The following is a 19,376-nucleotide window of genomic DNA, read 5'->3' as shown; positions in this document are numbered from 1 at the left end:
GTCTGTGGGCTCAGACGCCGCCGCCACCCGATCCGGGGTGCGAGCGGCGCGCGAGGGCGGTCACTTCGTCGTCGGTCTGCGAGATGCCCGCATCCGACAGGCGCTGACGGAGGACTTCCTCGTATCGTTCGTGGGACTCCTCGCCGAGGTCGACGCGTGTCTGCGCGGCGATCCCGTCGAGCTTGTCCGATGTGCTGGCGTCGTTCTGCTCCAGCACGGGCTCGTCCTGCACCGGCTCGGCGGAGACGGGCGTGCGGCCTTCCTCATTGCGGGCGTCCTCGTGCAGAGCACCGCCGACGACCTCGCCTCGCTGAGCTGCGGAGTCCGGCACGGATCCGTTCGTCGTGTCCGACATCAGTCGCCGTCCTCGTCCAGGTCGTCGTCCGCGATCAGATCGGGGTCGGCGTTCTGGCCGGGCTCCGCGCCCTCCACCGCTCCCGAGTCCGCCGTGGCGTCCGCGCCGTTCGGCGTGTTCGGGGGAAGGCCGGACGCCGTGCGATTTCCATCCGTGCTCATGAGGTCTCCTATCGACCGTCCCACACTCGCCCGCCCTGACGGGCGGGCGCCAGGGGTTGACGTACACGGCTCCCCCGGACTACGAGGATGCAGCCTCGGTGCGCGCGGCCGCAGTGGCGCGATAGTCCTTCGATATCGCCTGGCCGATCAGCTGCCCTCCGCTGGTCAGCATCGCGCGCCGCCACGGGAGCATCCCCTCGATCTCGATCTGGATCGACATCGAGAGGATCGTCCGGATCAGGACGATGATGCCCAGGATCAGGGCGTCCTCCATCGACGGCTTCGAGGTGATGGTGCGGATGAGGTCGGCCGCGACCAGCACCTCGAGTCCGAGAAGGATCGCAGCACCGAGCGTGGTCCGCAGCACGGTGAAGGCTGCGGTGCCTCCTTCTCCGCGGCGGAGGGTCCGGAAGCTCAGGACGAGGGCGGTGAGGAATCCCACGACCATCGCGAGCGCGCCGACGACCTCGAAGCCCACCGCGACGAGGGTGAAGACGGTTTCGAAGTCCACGGGCCTCAGCCTAGGACCCCGCCCGGGCGGATTACGCCGTGGCGCGCTGCTGCAGAATCGCGGCGCGCTCGGGGTGCGCGGCGAACCAGTCCGCGACGTACCAGCACACCGGGATCACCCGACGCTCGCCCTGGGCTTCGAGCTCAGTGACGGCGCGGTCCACGACTTCGCCCGCGTAGCCGTGCCCGCGGAAGGTCGGCACTGTGTAGGCACGCGTCATCGCGACGGTGCGTCCGTCGTCCCGATAGTCCAGCACGCTGACCAGGTCGGCTCCCCGATGAAGCGTGTAGCGCGACGCGTCGGATTCGTGGGTGAAGGTCAGGGATGTCACCCCGCCAGAGTACGTCCGATCCGCGGCGCCGGTCGCGAGCACCGCTGTGCGATTCCCGAAAGGACCCTGGGCACACGCTTCACCGGGTGATCTCGGCCAGATCCGCCCGAAGAGTCTGGGATCGCCCGTCGGGCGTGGTGACCGTGATCTCGGTCGTGCCCGTCCCCCCGGGAAAGACCCGCAGCCGGAGCCCGTCGAGGTAGTCGTAGTCGGGCCGGTCGGTGCGCGCTCCCCACGGGATCACCGCGCCGGGCCGCACGTAGAGGGGCAGCGATGTGAACCCGTGCCGCTCGCGACGCCACGCTCCGCCGGTCACTTCCTCGCCCGTCAGCAGGTTCGTCCACGTTCCGGACGGCAGATAGAACTCCACGTCCCCGGCCTCCGAGAAGACCGGAGCCACCAGGATGTCCGCCCCCAGCATGTACTGCCTGTCGAGGTAGGCGGCTGCGGGATCATCGGGGAATTCGAGCGGCATCGGCCGCATGATCGGCGTCCCGCTGGATGCCGCCTCCAGGCTCGCCGCGTACAGGTACGGCATGAGCTGCATCTTGAGGTGCGTGAAGATGCGCGTGACCTCGACCGCCTCCTCGTCGAACGCCCACGGCACCCGATAGGAGCCCGAGCCGTGGAAGCGGCTGTGCGAGCCGAGCAGCCCGAACGCCGTCCAGCGCTTGAAGACGGCGGCATCCGGAGTCCCCTCGAACCCGCCGATGTCGTGGCTCCAGTGTGCGAAGCCGCTGAGCGCGAGGGACAGGCCGCCGCGCAGGGTCTCCGCCATCGACGCGAAGGTCGAGGTCGAATCGCCGCCCCAGTGCACGGGCATCGACTGGCCGCCCACCGTCGCCGAGCGGGCGAACAGGACGGCTTCGCCGGCGCCCCTCGCCTCGACGAGCACGTCGTGCACGGCCTTGTTGTACAGCTGCGTGTACAGGTTGTGCATGCGCGAGGGATCGGAGCCGTCGAAGTAGTCGACCTCGAGGGGGATGCGCTCGCCGAAATCGGTCTTGAAGCAGTCCACGCCCTGATCGATCAGCGCACGCAGCTTGCTCTGATACCACGCGGTCGCGGCGGGATTCGTGAAATCGACGAGCCCCATGCCCGCCTGCCAGAGGTCCCACTGCCACACCGAGCCGTCAGGGCGCTTCACGAGATAGCCGGATGCCGCCGCCTCGGCGAACAGCGGCGAGCGCTGCGCGATGTAGGGGTTGATCCACACGCTGATGCGCAGGTCGTGCGCATGCAGGCGCGCGAGCATGCCGGTGGGGTCGGGGAAGACCCGGGGATCCCACGCGAAGTCGCACCAGTTGAACTCGCGCATCCAGAAGCAGTCGAAGTGGAAGACGGACACGGGCAGTTCGCGCTGCGCCATCTCGTCGACGAACGACGTGACCGTGGCCTCGTCGTAGTCGGTCGTGAACGAAGTCGACAGCCACAGTCCGTACGACCAGGCCGGCACCACCGGAGGACGACCGGTGAGCGCCGTGTAGCGGTCGAGCACGTCCTTGGGCGTGGGACCGGCGATCACGAAGTACTCCAGCACTTCGCCCGAGACCGAGAACTGCAGGCGCTCGACCGCCTCCGAGCCGATCTCGTACGAGACGTGCCCGGCGTCGTTCACGAGCACGCCGTAGCCGCGATTGGAGAGGTGGAACGGCACGTTCTTGTAGGCCTGCTCGCTCGAGGTGCCGCCGTCGGCGTTCCAGATCTCGACGGACTGGCCGTTCTTCACGAGAGGGCCGAACCGCTCGCCCAGGCCGTAGATCAGCTCGCCGACACCGAGATCGAGCTGCTCGTGCACGAACGTGCGCTCATCCGGCGCGGCGGTGCCGCTGCGCGCGTTGCCGACCAGCCCGGTGTCGACCTGCGCGTCGGCGGTGAGCTGGATGTAGCCCTGCGAACGGGGGCCGCTGCCGGTGACGCGCCGACCGTCGACCTCGAACGAGAGATCCCAGGGCGCTCCGGCGGAGATGCGGGCGACAAGGGGACCGCTCGTGAGCGTTCCCCCCTCAGCGGTGAGGGCACCCACGCCCACGCCCCCGTCGACGGCGCCGGGCAGGTCGAACCCGAGCGGCGCCGCACCGCCGGTGTGGTGGGCGATCCGCACGCGGACCACGCCTTCCAGCGGCGAGGACAGCGTCACGGTGAGCGTCGGACGGTTGAGCACGTCGCCGCGCGCGGCGATGACCTTGGTCGGTGCCGTGACGGTGAGCGTTGCGGCATCCGTCGTGTCGATGTCGTACGCCTCCTGCGCGTACAGCGCCGTGACCCCCGGTCGCAGCTGCCAGAACCCATCGGTGAACTTCATTACTTGACTGCTCCTGCCGTGATGCCGCGCGTGAGCGTGCGCTGGAAGATGAGGAAGAAGATGAGCGTCGGGATGATTCCCAGAAGGGCCGACGCACTGGTTGTCGTGACATCCATCAGCCGGTCGCCCTGCAGCACGCTGATCGCCACCGGGACGGTCTGGTTCGCGTTGGAGGCGAGGAAGGTCAGCGGGATCAGGAACTCGTTCCACGTCCAGATGAAGAAGAAGATGAGCAGCACCGACAGCGTCGGGCGACTGATCGGGAACACGACCCGCCACAGGATCTGCCAGCGCGTCGCGCCGTCGATCGACGCCGCCTCGAGGATCTCCTTCGGGAACGTGCCGTACACCGACGAGAGCAGGTAGGTGCCGAACGCGGCCTGGACCACGGTGAAGACGATGATGACCGACCACACGTTGTCATAGAGATGCACCGATTTGAACATGTAGTACAGCGGGTACAGCAGCACCTCCTGCGGCAGCAGGTTGGCCATGAGGAACAGCAGCACGATCCACGCGCGCCCCCGTACTCGGCCGATCCCGATGGCGAACGCATTGAGCATCGAGATGAGCACGGCGAGCACCGCGACGATCCCGGAGATGAAGATCGAGTTCCAGACCTTCTCGGGGAAGTTCACGCGATTCCAGAAGTTGATGATCCCGGTGAAGTCGAGGGCCTGCGGCAGGGCGAGAGGCCCGCCGTTGGCGTAGTCGACGGGGGATTTGAACGAGTTGACCAGGACCAGATAGAACGGTGCGATCACGGCGATCGCGCCGACGATCACCAGAGCCAGCAGCAGCCAGTCGACGCCGCGCTTCTTGGTCATGCCGCCGCGTGCGCGTGGTCCGCGGCGCGGCGCCTTCTCGCTCGTGGCAGGGGTTGTCGTGAGGACGACTCCGGCAGCCATCACAGGCCCGCCCTTTCTTTCCGCTCGACCGAGTTCTGCACTCGGATGAAGACGATCGACACGATCACGACGACGATGCTCAGGACCGTCGCGATGGTGGCGCCGTAGCCGATGTTCCGCTTGGTGAAGAACTCGGTGTAGGCGTAGTACGCGGGAACGAGGGTCGCTCCGGCGGGACCGCCCCGGGTGATCACGTAGACCGGACCGAAGACCTTGAGTGCGGCGATCGTGGAGGTCAGGGTCACCACGAAGATCTCGGGGCGGATGATGCTCACCGTGATCGCCGAGAACCGCTGGAACCAGTTCGCGCCGTCGAGCTCCGCCGCCTCATAGAGCTCCGGGTCGACACGCTGCAGGGCAGCCATGAAGATGACGACCGGGTAGCCGATCTGCACCCACACGAGCACGACCATCAGCACGATCAGTGCCGAGGGCATCTGTCCCAGCCAGTCGTACGGCGCAATGCCGAACGTCCCGAGGATCTGGTTGAGCGCGCCGTCCTTGCCGGGGCGCACGATCCAGCCGATCACGATGCCCGCGATGGCGATGGGGAGGATCTGCGGCAGATAGTAGGTCGCCCGCAGGAAGCTGCCGACCTTGCCGCCGAACTTGCGGCCGATCACGTCGAACAGGAGTGCGGCGATGATCAGGCCCACCGTGGTGGGGACGACCACCATCGCGATCACCATCCAGATCGAGTTCGTGAACGAGGTCCAGAAGTCTTCGTCGGTGAGGAGCTTCTGCCAGTTCTCAAGCCCGATGAAGTCGGGCGTTCCGACGCCCCTCCACTTGGTGAAGGTGAGGAGCACGTTCCATATGAGCGGGACGATCACGATCACCAGCAGGAGCACGAAGCCGGGAAGGAGGTACATCCAGTACGCCGCGGTGCCCCCCTTGCGCTGGGGGATGGACGGCTGCTCAGGGGGCGGTTTCACACGGCCCGAGCGGGTGGTCAGAGACATGGCTCACTCCAAATCGGGAAGGGGGCGGCATCCGCAGGAGTACCGCCCCCTCCGCGGGTCAACGGAACTCTGCGGTTCCTTCGTCGTACTGCTCACCGAGGTTCGCGTTGGTCGTCTCGACGTCCTGCACTCCGGTGACGAGGCCCTGCAGCTCCTGGACGAGCACGTCGTAGAAGCCCGGCGCCGGCCAGTCGGGGTAGAAGGACAGTCCGTCGTCGTCGAGGATGCCGTTGAACGTCGCGATCAGCTCGGCGCTCTTCTCATCGGTGATGTCGGCGGGGTCGGCCGCGACGGGCACGCCGCCGTTGTTGCCGATGATCGCCTGGATCTCGGGGCGCATCGTGATGTCGATGAACTCGTACGCGAGCTCCTTGTTCGACGCGTTCTCGGGCACGACCCACAGGTTGCCCGAGGAGCCGAGCGACAGGTCCGCGCCGGGGAAGGCCGTCATCGTCCAGTCGAAGCCGGTGGCCTCGCTCACGAACCGGCCGTACCACCACGAGCCCGATACGAAGATCGGCGCGGTGCCGTTGATGAACGCGACTCCGGCGTCTTCGGCCTTGATGGAGGAGACGTCGGAGGCGATGTATCCCTTGTCGACGTATTCCTGCAGCGTCGTGGTGGCGGCCGTGACCTCGTCCCCCTGCCAGTCGACCGGGTTCTCGTAGAGCTGGTAGTCGTTGACGAACTGGCGGTCGGCGTTCGCGAGAGCGAGCTGGTACCACAGCTGGCCCAGCGGGTACTCGGCGCCTGCCTCGGCGAGGGGGGTGATGCCCTTCGCGACGAACGCGTCCAGAACGTCGACGAACTCGTCGTAGGTGGTGGGGATCTCCAGGCCGGCAGCGGCGAACGCGTCCTTGTTGTAGTAGACGCCGACGAATTCGCCGTAGTTCGGGATGCCGTACCAGGTGTCGCCGCCCATGACGCCGTCTTCGCTGTACTTCGCCGTGGTCTGCAGCGACGGTGCGAGCTTGTCCGCCCACCCGTATTCGTCGACGGCGTCGGAGATGTCGGTGATCAGGCCGGTGCTCGCGAGGAAGCCCGCCGTCGCGTTGCCCTTGTTGAACTCCATGAGGTCTGGGGCGGCGTCGGTGTCGAGCACCTGGCTGGCGGTCTTCTGGATCTGCTCGAAGGACTTCTCCTCGAACTCGACAGTCGCGCCGGTCTCCTCTTCGAAGACCGTGATGGCCTCGGCCCAGGCCTTGCCCATGGCGCTGTCGGCGCCTTCGTAGTGCCAGAGCTTGAGGGTGTCGCCGGATTCGGCGTCTCCGCCGGACGAGCCGGAGCATCCGGCGAGTGCGAGGCCCGCGATCGCCAGCGAACTGACGAGGGCGATCCCTCTTTTGGTGCGAATGGTGCGTGCCATCGGTGGCATTCCTTTCTTGGTGACCCGCAGTGGTCGGGGCAGGGTGGTGGCTGGAGGTATCAGTCGAAGCGCTTCGATGATGGGCGAGCGGAAACCAGCGTGAAGGGATGCATCAGCGCGCGCCCCCGCGGTGTTCGGGTGCGGACGCGACCGAGCCGTGCCGCACGTACGTTGGTTCGATGAGCCGCAATCCGGGCTCGGGGCGGTCGTCGCTCAGGCTGCGGATCGCCAGGTCCACCGCGAGATCGCAGGACGCCTGCGGGATCAGCGGGATCGTATCCAGGGGCGTCGCGAGCGAGCCGGTCTCGAAGGACGCTCCGACCGAGACCACGGAGATGTCCGCCGGCACGGCGAGGCCGCGTTCGGCCAGCTCGCCGAGCACGACGGCGTGCGCTTCCTCGGTGCAGTGCAGCACGAGCGCGGTCGCTCCCGCTTCCAGCAGCTGAGCCACGGTGCGTCGGGTCGCCGTGCGGCTCGTGTGCTTCGCGCCGGTGGCTCCGAACGCGGTTCTCATCCCCCGATCGGCGGCGTGAGCCTCGAAGGCGCTGCGCACGCGCGGAGGGAAGTTGGACTTGTCGTAGCTCACGGCGGGCTGACCGACGAGTCCCACCGTGGCATGCCCTTCGTCGGCCAGCCGGTTGACCGCGAGGGCGGCGGCAGCCTCGAAGTCGAGGTCGACGCAGACGAGGCCCGCGTTGTCGTCCGGCACGCCGATGAAGATCGAGGGCGTCGAGATGGCCCTGGCGAGCTTCACGCGCTCGTCGTCGGGGGCGACGTCGAGGACGAGGATGGCGTCGACCAGCCCGTTCGCCGCGACGCGGCTCATGCCGGCCGTCGCGTCCTCCTCGGTCAGCAGCAGGATGTCGTAGTCGTTGCGGCGGGCGGCGACGGCCGTCGCCAGAACGAAGGCCATGTGAGTGGGGGCATGCGTGTCGGTGCGCAGCGGCTCGGTGAGCGCGAAGATCTGCGTGCGACTGCCGGCGAGCATCCGCGCTCCGGCGTTCGGACTGTAACCCAGCTCCCGCACGGCGTCTTCGATGCGGCGCCGGGTTTCGGCCGAGATCGGCCGCTTGCCGCTCAGCGCGTACGACACGGTGCTGATCGAGACGCCGGCGGCCTCGGCCACCTCGTTGATCTTCACCATCACCGACTCCGTTGTTCGCGATCTGCATCATCGAAGCGCTTCGCGGAAGCGCTTCGACAGCGATGGTATTCGCACCTCACACGATCGCGCAAGCGTTTTGCGGGATGTGGCAACAAATCTGTTCCGCGAGCTCGGTGACGGGCCGGAGCCGCGCCGGCTCCGCACCCGATCCGGCCGATTGAGCAATGTGTAACATTCCGACACGAACGCGGGGTGAGATCGACGCGATTTGACGCATCGCGACGCATTCCGTCATAATCGCGTCATGACTGACAACGCACGCTCTCTGTCCGCCTTGGAGGCGAACGGGACTGCCGGCATGATGGCCGGCCGCGTCGTCATGTGCTGTCGAATGTGTCGCTGAACAGGTGACCCCGCCGGATCCGCGCGCTGCTTCTGAACGCCGCGCAGGATCCCCCGAGCACCCGGCTCGCCGCGTCGATCACGCGCGTCCGGATGCCGCACACCAGGCCCACCGCGGCCGCACTGCAGCACATCTCGAACATCGGCCCTCCGCCGGCCGGGTTCCTTCCGCGAGGACAATCCCCATGTCGAACACCGCCCTTCTCGAACGCCCGACCACCACCGCCCGCCACCTGCGGGCCGTTCCCCCCGTCCCCTCGATCACCGCGGGCAAGCCCGCCGCCGCTCCCGAGGCACCCGCCGAGGGTGCCCGTGCCCTGCCCGCGGGAACCGCACCGCGCGGCTTCGCGCTCTACGTCGGCATCGACGAGGCGAAGGCCGCGGCATCCGGAGTCAACCTCGGCGTCCTGGTGGATGCCCTGCGCCGCACCCTCGCCGAGCTCGCTCCCGACGCGGAGACCTACGCCACCGTCGCCCTGGCTCCCGTGGGCTCGGGCGGACGCGATGTGGACGTCGTGCGTCTCGCGCTGCACGAGCCGTCCGCGATCGCCCGCACCAAAGCCGACGAGCCGGAGGACGAGGACCGCGCGCCCGGCGGCGTCGTGGTCGACATCTCACGCAAGCGCGTGCTCATCGACGGCGATTCGGCCGCGTTCACCTTCAAGGAGTTCGAGCTGCTGCAGTATCTCGTCCTGCGCGAAGGCCGGACGATCGAGCGTGCCGAGCTCGTCGGATCCCTCTGGCACAGCTCCAGCGAAGAGGAGTCGCCGGGTGAGCGCACGATCGACGTGCACGTGCGCCGGCTGCGCGCGAAGCTCGGTCGCTACGAGGACATCGTCCGCACCGTGCGCGGCGTCGGCTACCGCTTCGACCGTCACGCCGACGTCGTGATCCGGTACGGCCACGGCACGCCCTCGCCCGACCGCTTCTGAGCGGGTGCGGCACGCCGATCTCCCCGTCGGCGACCCACCGCGTGTCGGTGGTGGCCGCGTAGGGTGGGGCGCATGACGATCGCGGTGCTCCGACCGGCGGGTCCGGATGCCGGCGCCACGCGGCCGATCGAGACCGAGTATCGGCCGCACCACGCGGTCGATGTGCGGCGCACGGTGGTGTACCAGCGCCACGGCGGCGGCGACCCCACCATGGTGATCGCCGGCGACGTGATCTGGCGCGCGACCCGCACCCCCGAGGGCATCGCGACGCTGGCGATCCGCAGCACCTCCCCCGGCGTCATCCGCGGCGCCGCGTGGGGACCGGGCGCGGCGTGGGCGCTCGCTCAGCTTCCCGCGCTGTGCGGGGCGCTCGACGAGCCCGGCGATTTCGACCCGAGCCTTCACCCCCTGATCGCGGCCGCCCATCACCGCAACCCGGGCGTGCGGATCGGACGCACCGACCTCTTCTTCGACTCGCTGGCCAGCGCGATCATCGAGCAGAAGGTCACGGGCATGCAGGCGTTCGCCGCATGGCGCTGCCTGGTCACGTGGCATGGTGAGCGTGCGCCGGGTCCGACGCCGCGGCCGATGTACGCCCCGCCGAGCATCGAGGCGTGGCGCGCGGTGCCGTCCTGGTCGTGGCATCGTGCCGGTCTCGAGCCGGCGCAGTCGCGGACGATCGTCGAAGCCGCGCGCCGCGGCGAGTCGATCGGACGCGTGTTCATGTCGGCGACCGACGGCGAAGCCCGCGACCGAGTGCTGATCAGCCAGCGCGGCATCGGAGCGTGGACCTCGGCCGAGACCCGCATCCGCGCCCTCGGCGACCCCGACGCGGTCAGCGTCGGCGACTTCCATCTGGCCCACGAGGTGGGCTACGCCCTGACCGGCGAGCGCGTCGACGACGACGGGATGCTGGAACTGCTCGCCCCGTGGGCGGGCCAGCGGCAGCGGGTGATCCGCCTGATCGAAGCCAGCGGTTTGCGCGAGCCGCGCCGCGGCGCCCGCCTGCACCCCGAGGATCACCGCGACCGCTAGAACTGGCGCTGCCGGGCCGCGACCGCCACGATGGGCACATGATCGAACTCCTCCCGGACCTGCCGGACACCGTCATCGGGTTCCGCGCGGTCGGCACTGTCGAAGCCTCTGACTACGAGTCAGTCATCGACCCCGCCATCGATGCGACCATCGCCGCAGGACGCAAGGTCAACCTCGTCTTCGTTCTCGACGACGGCTTCGAGCGCTACTCGATGGGCGCGATGTGGCAGGACGCGCTACTGGAGAGCAAGCCCGGTCGCAGTTGGGGTCGCATCGCCCTGGTGACCGATCACGCCGTGATCGGAGAGGTCATCCACGGCATCGCCTTCCTCTTCCCCGGCGAGGTTCGCATCTTCGCCGTGGCCGCGCAGGCCGAGGCGGTGCGCTGGGCGGCCGAGGGCCCGCAGCAGCTGTGAGCCGGGCCTAGGCTGTGCTCATGTCTGAACCTCGCACCGGCTGGCCCAAGGGCCGCATCCAGTGGCTTCTCGGAACGGTCCTCATCTTCGCAGGCGGGGTGATCTTCGGCCTCATCTGGGGGCAGCTGTGGATCGGGCTGATCCTCGCCGCGGCGATCTCGATGGGCTGGCTCATCGCCTACGAGTCCTGGCGCGGGCGTCATGTGGGGCTCGAGGACCCCGACGACAACGGGGCACAGCTCTAGCATCCCGTCCGGACGACCGCGCAGCGTGAACGCCGAAAGCCCCGAGGAGGGTCGCTCCCTGAGGATCGCGGTCGCCGGAGGAACCGGACGCGTCGGAGCCCACACCGTCGAGCTCGCCCGCGCGCGAGGGCACGACGTGGTCGTGCTGGCCCGCCGGCACGGTGTGGACCTGCGCACCGGCAGCGGCGTGACGGGGGCGCTCACGGGCGCGGATGCGATCATCGACGTCGTCAGCATCGACACCCTCGATGCGAAGAAGTCGGTGGAGTTCTTCGCAGCGACGACGAAGGCGCTCCTGGATGCCGCAGCCGCGGAATCCGTCCCGCATCACCTCGCGCTCTCGATCGTCGGAATCGACCGCGCGCCCGAAGGCTACTACGCCGGAAAGCTCGCGCAGGAGCGCCTGATCCAGAACGGCCCGGTGCCGTGGACACTGCTGCGCGCCACCCAGTTCCACGAATTCGCCGCGCAGATCTACGCCTCCGCGAGGGTCGGGCCGCTGCACGTGGCGCCGAAGATGCGCACGCAGCCCGTCGCCGCACTCGAGGTGGCGGAGCGTCTGGTCGCGCTGGCCGAGGCCGGGCCAAGCGGTCGGGTGCGGGATCTCGCGGGACCGCGGGAAGAGAGCCTGGTCGACATGGTGCGCCAGTACGCACGCGCACGAGGATCGCGTGGTTGGATCCCGGCGATCGCCCTGCCGGGCGCCCTGGGGCGCGCGCAGAGAGGTGGCGCACTCCTGCCCGGTGCGGATGCCGACCTCGGCCGGCAGTGCTTCGCCGAATGGCTCGCCGAGCTGTAGCGAGCGCTACATCTCCTCGTGCGTGTTCGGGTCGCCGTCCCAGAGACGTCCTCGCTCGAGCGCGGAGATCGCGCCCACCTCGTCGAGGGTGAGCTCGAAACCGAAGATGTCCGCGTTCTCGCGCTGACGCTCCGCGTCCGCCGACTTCGGGATCGGGGTGCTGCCGATCTGCACGTGCCAGCGCAGGACGACCTGCGTCGGGGTGACGCCGTGGATCTCGGCGAGCTCGCTCAGCACCTGCTCCTGCAGAAGCTCGCTGCGGCGGGCGAGCGGGCTCCAGCTCTCGGTGCGGATGCCGTGAGCGGCATGGAACGCACGCAGTGCACCCTGCGGGAAGTACGGGTGCAGCTCGACCTGGTTGACCGACGGCGTGACGCCGGTCTCATCGATCAGGCGCGTGAGCATCTGCTCGGTGAAGTTCGACACGCCGATCGAGCGGATCTTCCCCTGCTCCCGCAGGTCGATCATCGCCCGCCAGGTGTCGACGTAGCGATCGACGCTGGGGTTCGGCCAGTGGATGAGCGACAGGTCGAGGTGGTCCAGGCCCGTGAGCGCGAGCGAGCCTGTCGTGCTGTCGATCGCCTCGGCATAGCCGTGGCTGCGACCCGGGATCTTCGTCGCCACGAGCAGCTCGTCGCGGTCGACGCCGCTCTCGCGCACCGCTTCGCCGACTTCGCGCTCGTTCTCGTAGTTGACCGCGGTGTCCAACAGCCGGTAGCCGCTCTGGATCGCCGCGACGACGGCGGCGACACCCGCCTCGCCGCGCAGACCGTACGTGCCCAGGCCGAGCTCCGGAAAGGCGGTTCCGTCGTTGAGGGTCACGGTGGGGATGTTCAGCATGACTCCATCCTGGCCCACCCGGGCCGCGGCGGCGCAGGGGTGTCGCGCGATCGGGACGGTCGCTATCCTGGCCGCTCTGCCAGGATCGACACATGCACGCGCGCACGCTCGCCCTCGCCGTCGATCTGGGGGGAACCAAGGTCGCCGCAGCGCTGGTCGAGGACTCCGGAAGCGTGGTCGCGGATTCGGTGCACCGGGCGCCGACGGGGCGGGATGCCGAGCGGGAGGACATCGCTCGGGCGATCGTGCACGTCGCCGGGCGGGCGCTGGACAAGCGTGCGGCCGACGACCGGGTGGTCGGCATCGGGATCGGCTCCGCCGGGCCGGTCGACCTGACCCGCGGCGCGATCGCGCCGCTGAATCTGCCGGCGCTGGCGGGGCTGGAGATCGTGTCGCTGCTCGGCGGAGTGCAGCCGGGGGTTCCGGTCCGTCTCGCTCTGGACGGCACCTGCATCGCCCTGGCCGAGCACTGGCGCGGCGCCGCGGCCGGCTCCCGCAACGCCCTCGCCATGATCGTCTCCACCGGTGTGGGCGGCGGCCTGATCATCGACGGGCGTCCGGTGACCGGGATCTCCGGGAACGCGGGCCACATCGGCCAGCTGCGCCTGCGCGAGCGGGTCGCCGGGGCACCGGCGACCGACGGCACGCTCGAGGCGCTGGCCTCCGGGCCGTCCGCCGTGGCCTGGGCGCGCGCGGCCGGCTGGTCCGGCTCGTCGGGAGAGGAACTCGCCGTCTCGTACTCCGCCGGCGATCCTGCCGCCGTCGCCGCGGTGCACCGCTCGGCCGGCGCCGTCGGAGAGGCGATCGCGAACGTCGCGACGCTGCTCGACCTGGACGTCGCGGTGGTTGCGGGCGGCTTCGCGCAGGTCTCCGGCGACTATCTCGACCTGGTGCGAGAGTCGGCCGCCGCCGCGGCGGTCTTCGAGTACGCCCGCAGAGTGAGGATCTCGGCATCCGGTCTCGACGGTCATGGCCCCCTGATCGGAGCCGGGGCTCTCGTCCTGCGCTGACCCGCCGAGATCTGCGCCACGATGGTGATCTACCCGAGGAGGGCGACATGCCGCTCGATGCCCCCGACCTGCTGACCGAGCGAGCGCATTTCAGCCGCACCGAGGCCCGAGAGCTCGGTAAGAGCCTCCGCCGTGTCGTCGCGCGGTCCGAGCTCGCCGAACAGCGCCCGGCTGTCCGCGACGCGGTCGCGCACCTGCGCGAGCAGAACGAGACGCGTGTGCCCGAGCTGGTCCCGCTGCGCATGCAGCGGATGCTGGCCAGCCCCTTCGCGTTCTACCGAGGCACCGCCGGACTCATGGCGCTGGACCTGGGCCGAGACCCGCACTCCCGGATCCTCGTCGCATCGTGCGGTGACGCCCACATCAGCAACTTCGGCTTCTACGCGTCGCCGGAGCGCCAGCTGGTCTTCGATCTCAACGACTTCGACGAGGCGGCGGTCGCCCCGTGGGAGTGGGATGTGAAGCGCCTGCTCACGAGCGTCATCGTCGGCGGCCGCGAAGCCGGCTACGACCGCCGTGACGTGCGGCGGATCGCGTACAGCGCGTTCGCGCAGTATGTCGGGATCCTGCGGCGCCTGGTGCAGCTCAGTCCGTCCGGACGGTACTTCATGCATCTGAACGTCGATTCCGCGCGCCGGCAGCTCAGCCGTGACGGGCGTCGGGTGCTCGACGCCGCGCTGGCGGCAGCGGAGCGCCGCACGGCGCAACGGGCGATCCGCCGCACCACCGAGAGGGATGCCGACGGCAAGCTGCACTTCGTGGAGAACCCGCCGACCATGGTGCGGTTCCGGCTCGACGAGGCCGTCACCGCCGGGGACGTGGTCCCCGCGGAATCCATTCACGCCCTCTTCGGCCAGTACCGCGACACCGTGAGCATCGACATCGACACCGTGCTGGCGCAGTACGAGCCGACCGATCTCGCGCGCCGTGTGGTCGGCGTGGGCAGCGTCGGGACCCGCTGCTACCTCCAGCTGCTGCAGGGAGCCGACGAGGACGCCCTGCTGCTGCAGGTCAAGGAGGCCGGCGAATCGGTGCTGGCGCAGTACGGTCGCATCCCGCAGCCGACCCGGATCACCGACGGCGTCGCGGCGCACGGCGGGGGCTTCCGCGTCGTCGGGATGCAGCGCGTGCTGCAGGCCGTGTCCGACCCGTTCCTCGGGCACCTCGAGGCGAACGGCCGCGCCTTCTACGTCCGCCAGTTCCACGACATGAAGGGTGCGGTGGAGCTGGAGGGTCTGCCGGTCGACGCGTTCAGCGACTACGTCCTCTCGTGCGCCGGACTGCTCGGGCGGGCTCATGCGCAGAGCCCCACCGCCGGTCAGGTGCTCGGCTACATCGGGACCTCGGATGCGGCAGCCGATGCGGTGGTGACCTGGTCCAGCGCCTACGCCGAGCAGTCCCTGCGCGACTTCGAGTCGGCCTCCGCGGTGGCCTGGTGACCCGCGGAGGCCGGTGAGGGCTGGCTAGCGAGCGGTGGTGATGGCCACCGTGCCCGCCGACACCGTGACATCGACCACGTTGCGCGCGCCCAGCTCGGTCGGCAGGCCGTTCTCGAAATCACCGGCCGACACGTCGGAGCTGACGTCGTAGGTCGCGTCGGGCAGGCGCAGGTCGAGCGAGCCCGCGCTGACATCGACCGTGACTGAGCCCGGCGCCGAACCGGTCAGGCGCGCGTCGACGGCGCCGGCGTTGACGGTGAAGTCGGCTTCGTCCACATCGGCCAGGTCGATGTCCGCGCCGCCCGCGTTGAGCTGGGCCGTCAGCGACCGCGCCGATCCGTCCACGGACAATGTGCCCGCACCCACCTCGATACCGAGGTCGCCGAACTCCCCGTCGACGGCGAGCTCCCCGGCAGCGAGCTCGAGCGCCGCGTCCAGCTCCGACCCCTCGAGCTCGCGGGGAAGCGTCAGAGTCGCCCGCACCTCGCCGCCGAACAGCCACCGCGGTCCGAATCGGGGGGGCGTCGCGACCCTCAGCTGATCGCCGTCGCGCTCGAGCGTCCAGGCGCCGACGCCGAAGCCGCTGGTCACATCGAGCGTGGCCTCCGAGACGTCTGCGAACTCGATCCGCAGCGAAGCGGCATCGACGGCGACGTCGAGGCCCGTCACCCCGTCCGCATCGACGGTCTGCGTCTCGGTGCTGACGCTCGCGGCCGCCACCGTCGAGAACGCGGCGGATCCGATCGTCCCCAGCACGATCGCGCACCCCAGCGCGATCGTCAGGATCGCCACGACGCGGGATGCTCCGCGGGTCTCCCGCGGCGGCGGTCCGCTCGCCGGGACGGGCGGGGCGGGGGAAAGGGGGGTTGCGGTGCTCATGAGGAGGCTCCTGTCTGCGGCGTCGTGCCGCGGTGTTCGAGGTGGACGAGCGCTGCGAGCACCCGCCGGTTGCCGGATTCATCCGGTTCGAGGTCGAGCTTCTGGAAGATCGCGGTGATGTACTTCTCGACGCTGGCCTCTGAGACGAAGAGGGCCGCGGCGATCGCCTGGTTCGATTTGCCTTCCGCGATCAGCGCGAGGGTCGATGCCTCACGGGCGGTCAGGCGCTGCATCCGCTCGTCCTTCGGCCGACGGCTGAGCAGCTGCGCCACCACCTCGGGATCCAGGACGGTGGCGCCTTCGCTGATCCGCGTGATCGCGGCGAGGAAGTCCGTGACATCGGCGACGCGGTCCTTCAGCAGGTATCCGATCGCGCCGCCCGGCGCCGTGATCAGATCCGCCGCGTAACGCTCCTCGACATACTGCGAGAGCACCAGGACCGGAAGGGCGGGATGCTGTGCCCGCAGCCGCAGCGCGGCGCGGATGCCCTCGTCGGTGAAGGTGGGGGGCAGCCGGACGTCGAGGATGCAGAGCTGCGGTTCCCCCTGGGCGACCGTCTCATCGAGGCGGCCGGCGTCCGGCAGCGCAGCGACGATGTCGTGACCGGCATCCTCGAGCAGTCGGACGAGCCCTTCGCGCAGCAGCACCGAGTCTTCGCAGATCAGAATGCGCACGGGACGCTCACCTCCAGCGAGGTCGGGCCGCCCTGGGGGCTGTCCAGGCGCACGGTACCGCCCGCGGCCAGGATGCGATTGGAGATCCCGTCGAGGCCGCCGCCCGGGATCACCTGGGCGCCGCCGATGCCGTTGTCCTCGATGCGCGCCCAGAGGGCTCCGTCCGCGCGCTGGCGGACGACCACTCGGCACTCGCCTGCTCGCGAGTGCTTGGCCGCGTTGGTCAGGGTCTCGGCGATCGCGAAGTACATCGCCGCTTCGGCGTTGCGGTCGCAGCGGGTGTCGAGGCGGACATCGAGGTGGACGGGGATGTGCGAGCGGCCGGCCAGCGCTGAGAGCGCGGCATCCAGCCCCCGATCATCGAGGACCGACGCATGGATGCCGCGGGCCAGCTGCCGCAGCTCGGTGATGGCGGCCTTCGTCGAGGTGTGCGCCTCGGCGAGCAGTGCCTTGGCCGCCTCGGGATCGTCGTCGATCTTCTGCTGCGCGAGGCCGAGGGTCATGCCGACCGAGACCAGCCGCGGCTGAACGCCGTCGTGCAGGTCGCGCTCGATACGGGTGCGCTCCACCTCGGAGGCGCGGATGGCGCCGGCCCGCTGCGCGTCCGAGGTGCGGGCCTGTTCCGTGAGCTGGGCTTCGCGTGTCGGCACGACGATCACCCGAGCGAGCACCCCGTGCAGGACGGCCAGTCCGACGACGGCGGCCAGGGCGATCACCGCGGCGAGGATGCCGACCACCGACGCCCATGCCACCGGCACATCGATGCCCGTGCCGGCGAGCCGCACGGCGCCACTGCGGGCGAACAGCGGCGCGAAGGCCAGCACGATGCCGGACGCGACGATGGACAGCAGCGGAAGGACGACCAGGCCGAGAACCGTGGAGATGGCGGCGCTGGCCACCGCGCGCCACATCGTGGGGTCGATGAACTGCTGCCACACCATCCGCAGGAACCCGCCGAAACCGGGGCGGGTGCGCGCGCGGGGGCGCAGCCCGGGCAGCCCCAGATCGTACAGACCGTCGACCCGAGCCGTCTCGAGCCACGCCACGGCGTAGAGCGTGTAGATGAAGCCGAGCAGAACGATGAGGCCGATGCCGAGCACGGGCACGAGACCCAGGCCGATGCCCAGCAGGGCGAACAGCACGGTGAACACGATCGGGCCGACGACGCCGAGCGCGGCGAGCTGCGCGATCGCACCGCCCACCCGCAGCGGAGAGGTGAGGGTCGATCGACGCGCCGAAGGCATGGACGCGACGGCGGGATGCGCAGCAGTCTGGGAGGTCATGCCTCCACGGTACGGTCGCGCCTTCATCGGCGCCCCCGGGACTGCTGGAGTTCTCGCTTCGGGTTTTCCGGAAGAGACGCCTGCCTCGCGCCTTCCTCCTCGCATCGGCCGGCGTGCGCCATCATGAGAAGCGTCCCCGGTGAGAGGTCCTCCGATATGCACAGTCCGGCGCCGCTGGATGCGGCTCTCGTGCAGCGATTGGTGGACACGCAGTTTCCGCAGTGGTCCTCGCTCGGCATCCGGCAGGTGGTTCCCGGCGGCTGGGACAACCGCACCTTCCGGCTCGGCGATGACCTCCTCGTGCGACTGCCCAGCGCGGACGGGTACGCCGCCGCCGTCGCGAAAGAGCAGCAGTGGCTGCCGGTCATCGCCGCGCATGTCGGACTGCAGATCCCCGAGCCGGTGGGGCGGGGCGCGCCGACTGCCGAGTTCCCCCGCCCGTGGTCGGTGTACCGGTGGATCGACGGCGAATCCTCGGCGAACGCGCCCATCGAGGACCTCACGGCGTTCGCCCTCGATGTCGCGGGATTCCTCAGCGAGCTGGTTCGGTGCGACGCCGCGGGCGGGCCGGCGGCGGGAGACCACAGCTTCCACCGCGGCGCTCACCCGCGCTTCTACGACGCGGAGGTGCAGCGCTCGCTCGAGCGGCTGGAGGATGTGATCGACACGACAGCCGCGCGCCGCGTCTGGGACGCCGCACTCCGCACGCGGATCACCGCCCCGCCGGTGTGGTTCCACGGCGACATCGCCCCCGGCAACCTGCTCGTCCGGGGCGGCCGGCTGGCGGCGGTCATCGACTTCGGCACCTCGGGTGTCGGCGACCCCGCGTGCGATCTGGCGATCGCCTGGACGATGTTCGACGAACCCGCCCGCGTCGCCTTCCGCGACGCACTCGGCTGGAGCGAGGACGTCTGGGCCCGCGGACGGGCCTGGGCGCTGTGGAAGGCGATGCTGCTCGCCGCGGGGGACGCCGGAGCGCACGACCCCGCCGCCGAGGCGCGCAGTGCGCGCGACGTCATCGCGCGCATCCTGGCCGACGCCCCCTGATCGCGTCCTACGATGGGCATCACCGTGACCGATCAGCTGCCCTCGCCCCCGCACGTCGCCACTCTCGTCGTCGACGAGGCGCTCACCAAGCTCGAGGGCCTCGACGTGATATCGCGCACGCTCGGCGCGTCGATCGAGCGCGCGGGGACGAGTCGCCCGTTCATCGCCCTCGGCGCGTCGACCCGCGTCGAGATCGAGATCCCGAAGTTCGGTGAAGCACCGCCGCTGGCGTTGGACGTCTCCTCGTCGGAGAGCGTCGCGGACGCACGGTCGGCAGCGCTGGAGCTCATGAACCGGCTCACGGCCGCGACGAGATGGCGGATCATTCCTATGTTCGCCGACTGAACCCGACCCAGACTGCGCCGCTCGCT

22 protein-coding genes are annotated in these 19,376 nt (G+C 69.7%); 9 read left to right on the top strand and 13 right to left on the bottom strand.

Going from position 1 to position 19,376, the window contains the following annotated elements:
- Positions 1–10: 10 nt before the first annotated feature.
- The 9 genes from RWQ91_RS09405 to RWQ91_RS09365 form a co-directional block, all read right to left on the bottom strand.
- A complete protein-coding gene (locus RWQ91_RS09405; RefSeq protein ID WP_314505229.1) occupies positions 11–355 on the bottom strand; it encodes a hypothetical protein in 345 nt (114 codons plus the stop codon).
- Positions 355–516, bottom strand: coding sequence for a hypothetical protein (locus RWQ91_RS09400; RefSeq protein WP_314505225.1), 162 nt, complete (start codon positions 514–516; stop codon positions 355–357). Before RWQ91_RS09400 ends, RWQ91_RS09405 begins: the two co-directional genes overlap by 1 nt.
- 79 nt (positions 517–595) lie before the next feature.
- Entirely contained in the window at positions 596–1,027 is a 432-nt protein-coding gene (locus tag RWQ91_RS09395) for a DUF1622 domain-containing protein (protein WP_314505223.1), read from the bottom strand.
- 31 nt (positions 1,028–1,058) lie between these two features.
- Positions 1,059–1,358 carry a GNAT family N-acetyltransferase gene (locus RWQ91_RS09390; protein ID WP_314505219.1) on the bottom strand — a complete coding sequence of 100 codons (300 nt, stop codon included), beginning with the start codon at positions 1,356–1,358 and terminating at the stop codon, positions 1,059–1,061.
- 79 nt (positions 1,359–1,437) lie between these two features.
- Positions 1,438–3,663, bottom strand: coding sequence for an alpha-xylosidase (gene yicI / locus RWQ91_RS09385; protein WP_314505216.1), 2,226 nt, complete (start codon positions 3,661–3,663; stop codon positions 1,438–1,440).
- Positions 3,663–4,571 carry a carbohydrate ABC transporter permease gene (locus RWQ91_RS09380; protein WP_314505487.1) on the bottom strand — a complete coding sequence of 303 codons (909 nt, stop codon included), beginning with the start codon at positions 4,569–4,571 and terminating at the stop codon, positions 3,663–3,665. The genes yicI and RWQ91_RS09380 overlap by 1 nt, the downstream gene beginning before the upstream one ends.
- Complete coding sequence (locus RWQ91_RS09375; RefSeq protein ID WP_314505213.1) at positions 4,571–5,533, bottom strand: sugar ABC transporter permease; 963 nt, start codon at positions 5,531–5,533, stop codon at positions 4,571–4,573. Before RWQ91_RS09375 ends, RWQ91_RS09380 begins: the two co-directional genes overlap by 1 nt.
- A 58-nt stretch (positions 5,534–5,591) precedes the next feature.
- Positions 5,592–6,899 carry an extracellular solute-binding protein gene (locus RWQ91_RS09370; protein ID WP_314505211.1) on the bottom strand — a complete coding sequence of 436 codons (1,308 nt, stop codon included), beginning with the start codon at positions 6,897–6,899 and terminating at the stop codon, positions 5,592–5,594.
- Positions 6,900–7,011: 112 nt separating this feature from the next.
- Complete coding sequence (locus RWQ91_RS09365; protein WP_314505210.1) at positions 7,012–8,043, bottom strand: LacI family DNA-binding transcriptional regulator; 1,032 nt, start codon at positions 8,041–8,043, stop codon at positions 7,012–7,014.
- Positions 8,044–8,591: 548 nt separating this feature from the next.
- Between RWQ91_RS09365 and RWQ91_RS09360 the strand changes: the two genes are divergently transcribed.
- The 5 genes from RWQ91_RS09360 to RWQ91_RS09340 all read left to right on the top strand — a co-directional run bounded on the left by RWQ91_RS09360 (position 8,592) and on the right by RWQ91_RS09340 (position 11,833).
- Entirely contained in the window at positions 8,592–9,338 is a 747-nt protein-coding gene (locus RWQ91_RS09360; protein ID WP_314505207.1) for a winged helix-turn-helix domain-containing protein, read from the top strand.
- Positions 9,339–9,410: 72 nt separating this feature from the next.
- Complete coding sequence (locus RWQ91_RS09355; RefSeq protein ID WP_314505204.1) at positions 9,411–10,373, top strand: DNA-3-methyladenine glycosylase 2 family protein; 963 nt, start codon at positions 9,411–9,413, stop codon at positions 10,371–10,373.
- Positions 10,374–10,411: 38 nt separating this feature from the next.
- The gene (locus RWQ91_RS09350; RefSeq protein ID WP_314505201.1) at positions 10,412–10,789 is read left to right on the top strand and encodes an STAS/SEC14 domain-containing protein; all 378 of its coding nucleotides are present in this window, start codon (positions 10,412–10,414) and stop codon (positions 10,787–10,789) included.
- 20 nt (positions 10,790–10,809) lie between these two features.
- Positions 10,810–11,034, top strand: a complete 225-nt coding sequence (locus tag RWQ91_RS09345) for a hypothetical protein (protein ID WP_314505198.1) — start codon at positions 10,810–10,812, stop codon at positions 11,032–11,034.
- 58 nt (positions 11,035–11,092) lie between these two features.
- Entirely contained in the window at positions 11,093–11,833 is a 741-nt protein-coding gene (locus RWQ91_RS09340) for an SDR family oxidoreductase (RefSeq protein ID WP_399546224.1), read from the top strand.
- Positions 11,834–11,839: 6 nt separating this feature from the next.
- On the opposite strand, the gene RWQ91_RS09335 is transcribed toward RWQ91_RS09340, so the two are convergent.
- Positions 11,840–12,673: an aldo/keto reductase gene (locus RWQ91_RS09335; protein ID WP_314505193.1), complete on the bottom strand. Its 834-nt coding sequence runs from the start codon at positions 12,671–12,673 to the stop codon at positions 11,840–11,842.
- 92 nt (positions 12,674–12,765) lie between these two features.
- On the opposite strand from RWQ91_RS09335, the gene RWQ91_RS09330 reads away from it, so the two are divergent.
- Both RWQ91_RS09330 and RWQ91_RS09325 read left to right on the top strand, forming a co-directional pair.
- Positions 12,766–13,683: an ROK family protein gene (locus RWQ91_RS09330; protein ID WP_314505191.1), complete on the top strand. Its 918-nt coding sequence runs from the start codon at positions 12,766–12,768 to the stop codon at positions 13,681–13,683.
- A gap of 47 nt (positions 13,684–13,730) precedes the next feature.
- Positions 13,731–15,122: a DUF2252 domain-containing protein gene (locus RWQ91_RS09325; RefSeq protein WP_314505189.1), complete on the top strand. Its 1,392-nt coding sequence runs from the start codon at positions 13,731–13,733 to the stop codon at positions 15,120–15,122.
- Between the two features lie 24 nt (positions 15,123–15,146).
- Here the strand turns inward: RWQ91_RS09325 and RWQ91_RS09320 are convergent, their stop codons facing one another.
- From RWQ91_RS09320 to RWQ91_RS09310, 3 genes are read right to left on the bottom strand one after another with little or no spacing between them, the layout of a single operon-like run.
- Positions 15,147–16,001, bottom strand: coding sequence for a hypothetical protein (locus tag RWQ91_RS09320; protein ID WP_314505187.1), 855 nt, complete (start codon positions 15,999–16,001; stop codon positions 15,147–15,149).
- Positions 15,998–16,675, bottom strand: coding sequence for a response regulator transcription factor (locus RWQ91_RS09315; protein ID WP_314505185.1), 678 nt, complete (start codon positions 16,673–16,675; stop codon positions 15,998–16,000). Before RWQ91_RS09315 ends, RWQ91_RS09320 begins: the two co-directional genes overlap by 4 nt.
- Positions 16,663–17,958 carry a histidine kinase gene (locus RWQ91_RS09310; protein ID WP_399546179.1) on the bottom strand — a complete coding sequence of 432 codons (1,296 nt, stop codon included), beginning with the start codon at positions 17,956–17,958 and terminating at the stop codon, positions 16,663–16,665. The genes RWQ91_RS09315 and RWQ91_RS09310 overlap by 13 nt, the downstream gene beginning before the upstream one ends.
- A 156-nt stretch (positions 17,959–18,114) precedes the next feature.
- Between RWQ91_RS09310 and RWQ91_RS09305 the strand changes: the two genes are divergently transcribed.
- Both RWQ91_RS09305 and RWQ91_RS09300 read left to right on the top strand, forming a co-directional pair.
- Positions 18,115–19,005: an aminoglycoside phosphotransferase family protein gene (locus RWQ91_RS09305; RefSeq protein ID WP_314505182.1), complete on the top strand. Its 891-nt coding sequence runs from the start codon at positions 18,115–18,117 to the stop codon at positions 19,003–19,005.
- A 12-nt stretch (positions 19,006–19,017) separates the two neighbouring features.
- Positions 19,018–19,350 carry a hypothetical protein gene (locus RWQ91_RS09300; RefSeq protein ID WP_314505179.1) on the top strand — a complete coding sequence of 111 codons (333 nt, stop codon included), beginning with the start codon at positions 19,018–19,020 and terminating at the stop codon, positions 19,348–19,350.
- The last annotated feature ends 26 nt before the right edge of the window (positions 19,351–19,376 follow it).

It is taken from the genome of uncultured Microbacterium sp., from assembly GCF_963524805.1.
Taxonomy (GTDB): Bacteria; Actinomycetota; Actinomycetes; order Actinomycetales; family Microbacteriaceae; genus Microbacterium.
The sequence above is the reverse complement of the archived record's forward strand: the minus strand, read 5'-3'. Positions and strand labels throughout refer to the sequence as shown.

Bases quoted from the DNA above. Each gene is read 5' to 3' on its own strand.
- RWQ91_RS09405 (WP_314505229.1), bottom strand. From the start codon at position 355: ATGTCGGACACGACGAACGGATCCGTGCCGGACTCCGCAGCTCAGCGA.
- RWQ91_RS09400 (WP_314505225.1), bottom strand. From the start codon at position 516: ATGAGCACGGATGGAAATCGCACGGCGTCCGGCCTTCCCCCGAACACG.
- yicI (WP_314505216.1), bottom strand. From the start codon at position 3,663: ATGAAGTTCACCGATGGGTTCTGGCAGCTGCGACCGGGGGTCACGGCG.
- RWQ91_RS09380 (WP_314505487.1), bottom strand. From the start codon at position 4,571: ATGGCTGCCGGAGTCGTCCTCACGACAACCCCTGCCACGAGCGAGAAG.
- RWQ91_RS09375 (WP_314505213.1), bottom strand. From the start codon at position 5,533: ATGTCTCTGACCACCCGCTCGGGCCGTGTGAAACCGCCCCCTGAGCAG.
- RWQ91_RS09370 (WP_314505211.1), bottom strand. From the start codon at position 6,899: ATGGCACGCACCATTCGCACCAAAAGAGGGATCGCCCTCGTCAGTTCG.
- RWQ91_RS09365 (WP_314505210.1), bottom strand. From the start codon at position 8,043: ATGGTGAAGATCAACGAGGTGGCCGAGGCCGCCGGCGTCTCGATCAGC.
- RWQ91_RS09360 (WP_314505207.1), top strand. From the start codon at position 8,592: ATGTCGAACACCGCCCTTCTCGAACGCCCGACCACCACCGCCCGCCAC.
- RWQ91_RS09355 (WP_314505204.1), top strand. From the start codon at position 9,411: ATGACGATCGCGGTGCTCCGACCGGCGGGTCCGGATGCCGGCGCCACG.
- RWQ91_RS09350 (WP_314505201.1), top strand. From the start codon at position 10,412: ATGATCGAACTCCTCCCGGACCTGCCGGACACCGTCATCGGGTTCCGC.
- RWQ91_RS09345 (WP_314505198.1), top strand. From the start codon at position 10,810: ATGTCTGAACCTCGCACCGGCTGGCCCAAGGGCCGCATCCAGTGGCTT.
- RWQ91_RS09335 (WP_314505193.1), bottom strand. From the start codon at position 12,673: ATGCTGAACATCCCCACCGTGACCCTCAACGACGGAACCGCCTTTCCG.
- RWQ91_RS09330 (WP_314505191.1), top strand. From the start codon at position 12,766: ATGCACGCGCGCACGCTCGCCCTCGCCGTCGATCTGGGGGGAACCAAG.
- RWQ91_RS09325 (WP_314505189.1), top strand. From the start codon at position 13,731: ATGCCGCTCGATGCCCCCGACCTGCTGACCGAGCGAGCGCATTTCAGC.
- RWQ91_RS09320 (WP_314505187.1), bottom strand. From the start codon at position 16,001: ATGAGCACCGCAACCCCCCTTTCCCCCGCCCCGCCCGTCCCGGCGAGC.
- RWQ91_RS09310 (WP_399546179.1), bottom strand. From the start codon at position 17,958: ATGACCTCCCAGACTGCTGCGCATCCCGCCGTCGCGTCCATGCCTTCG.
- RWQ91_RS09305 (WP_314505182.1), top strand. From the start codon at position 18,115: ATGCACAGTCCGGCGCCGCTGGATGCGGCTCTCGTGCAGCGATTGGTG.
- RWQ91_RS09300 (WP_314505179.1), top strand. From the start codon at position 19,018: ATGGGCATCACCGTGACCGATCAGCTGCCCTCGCCCCCGCACGTCGCC.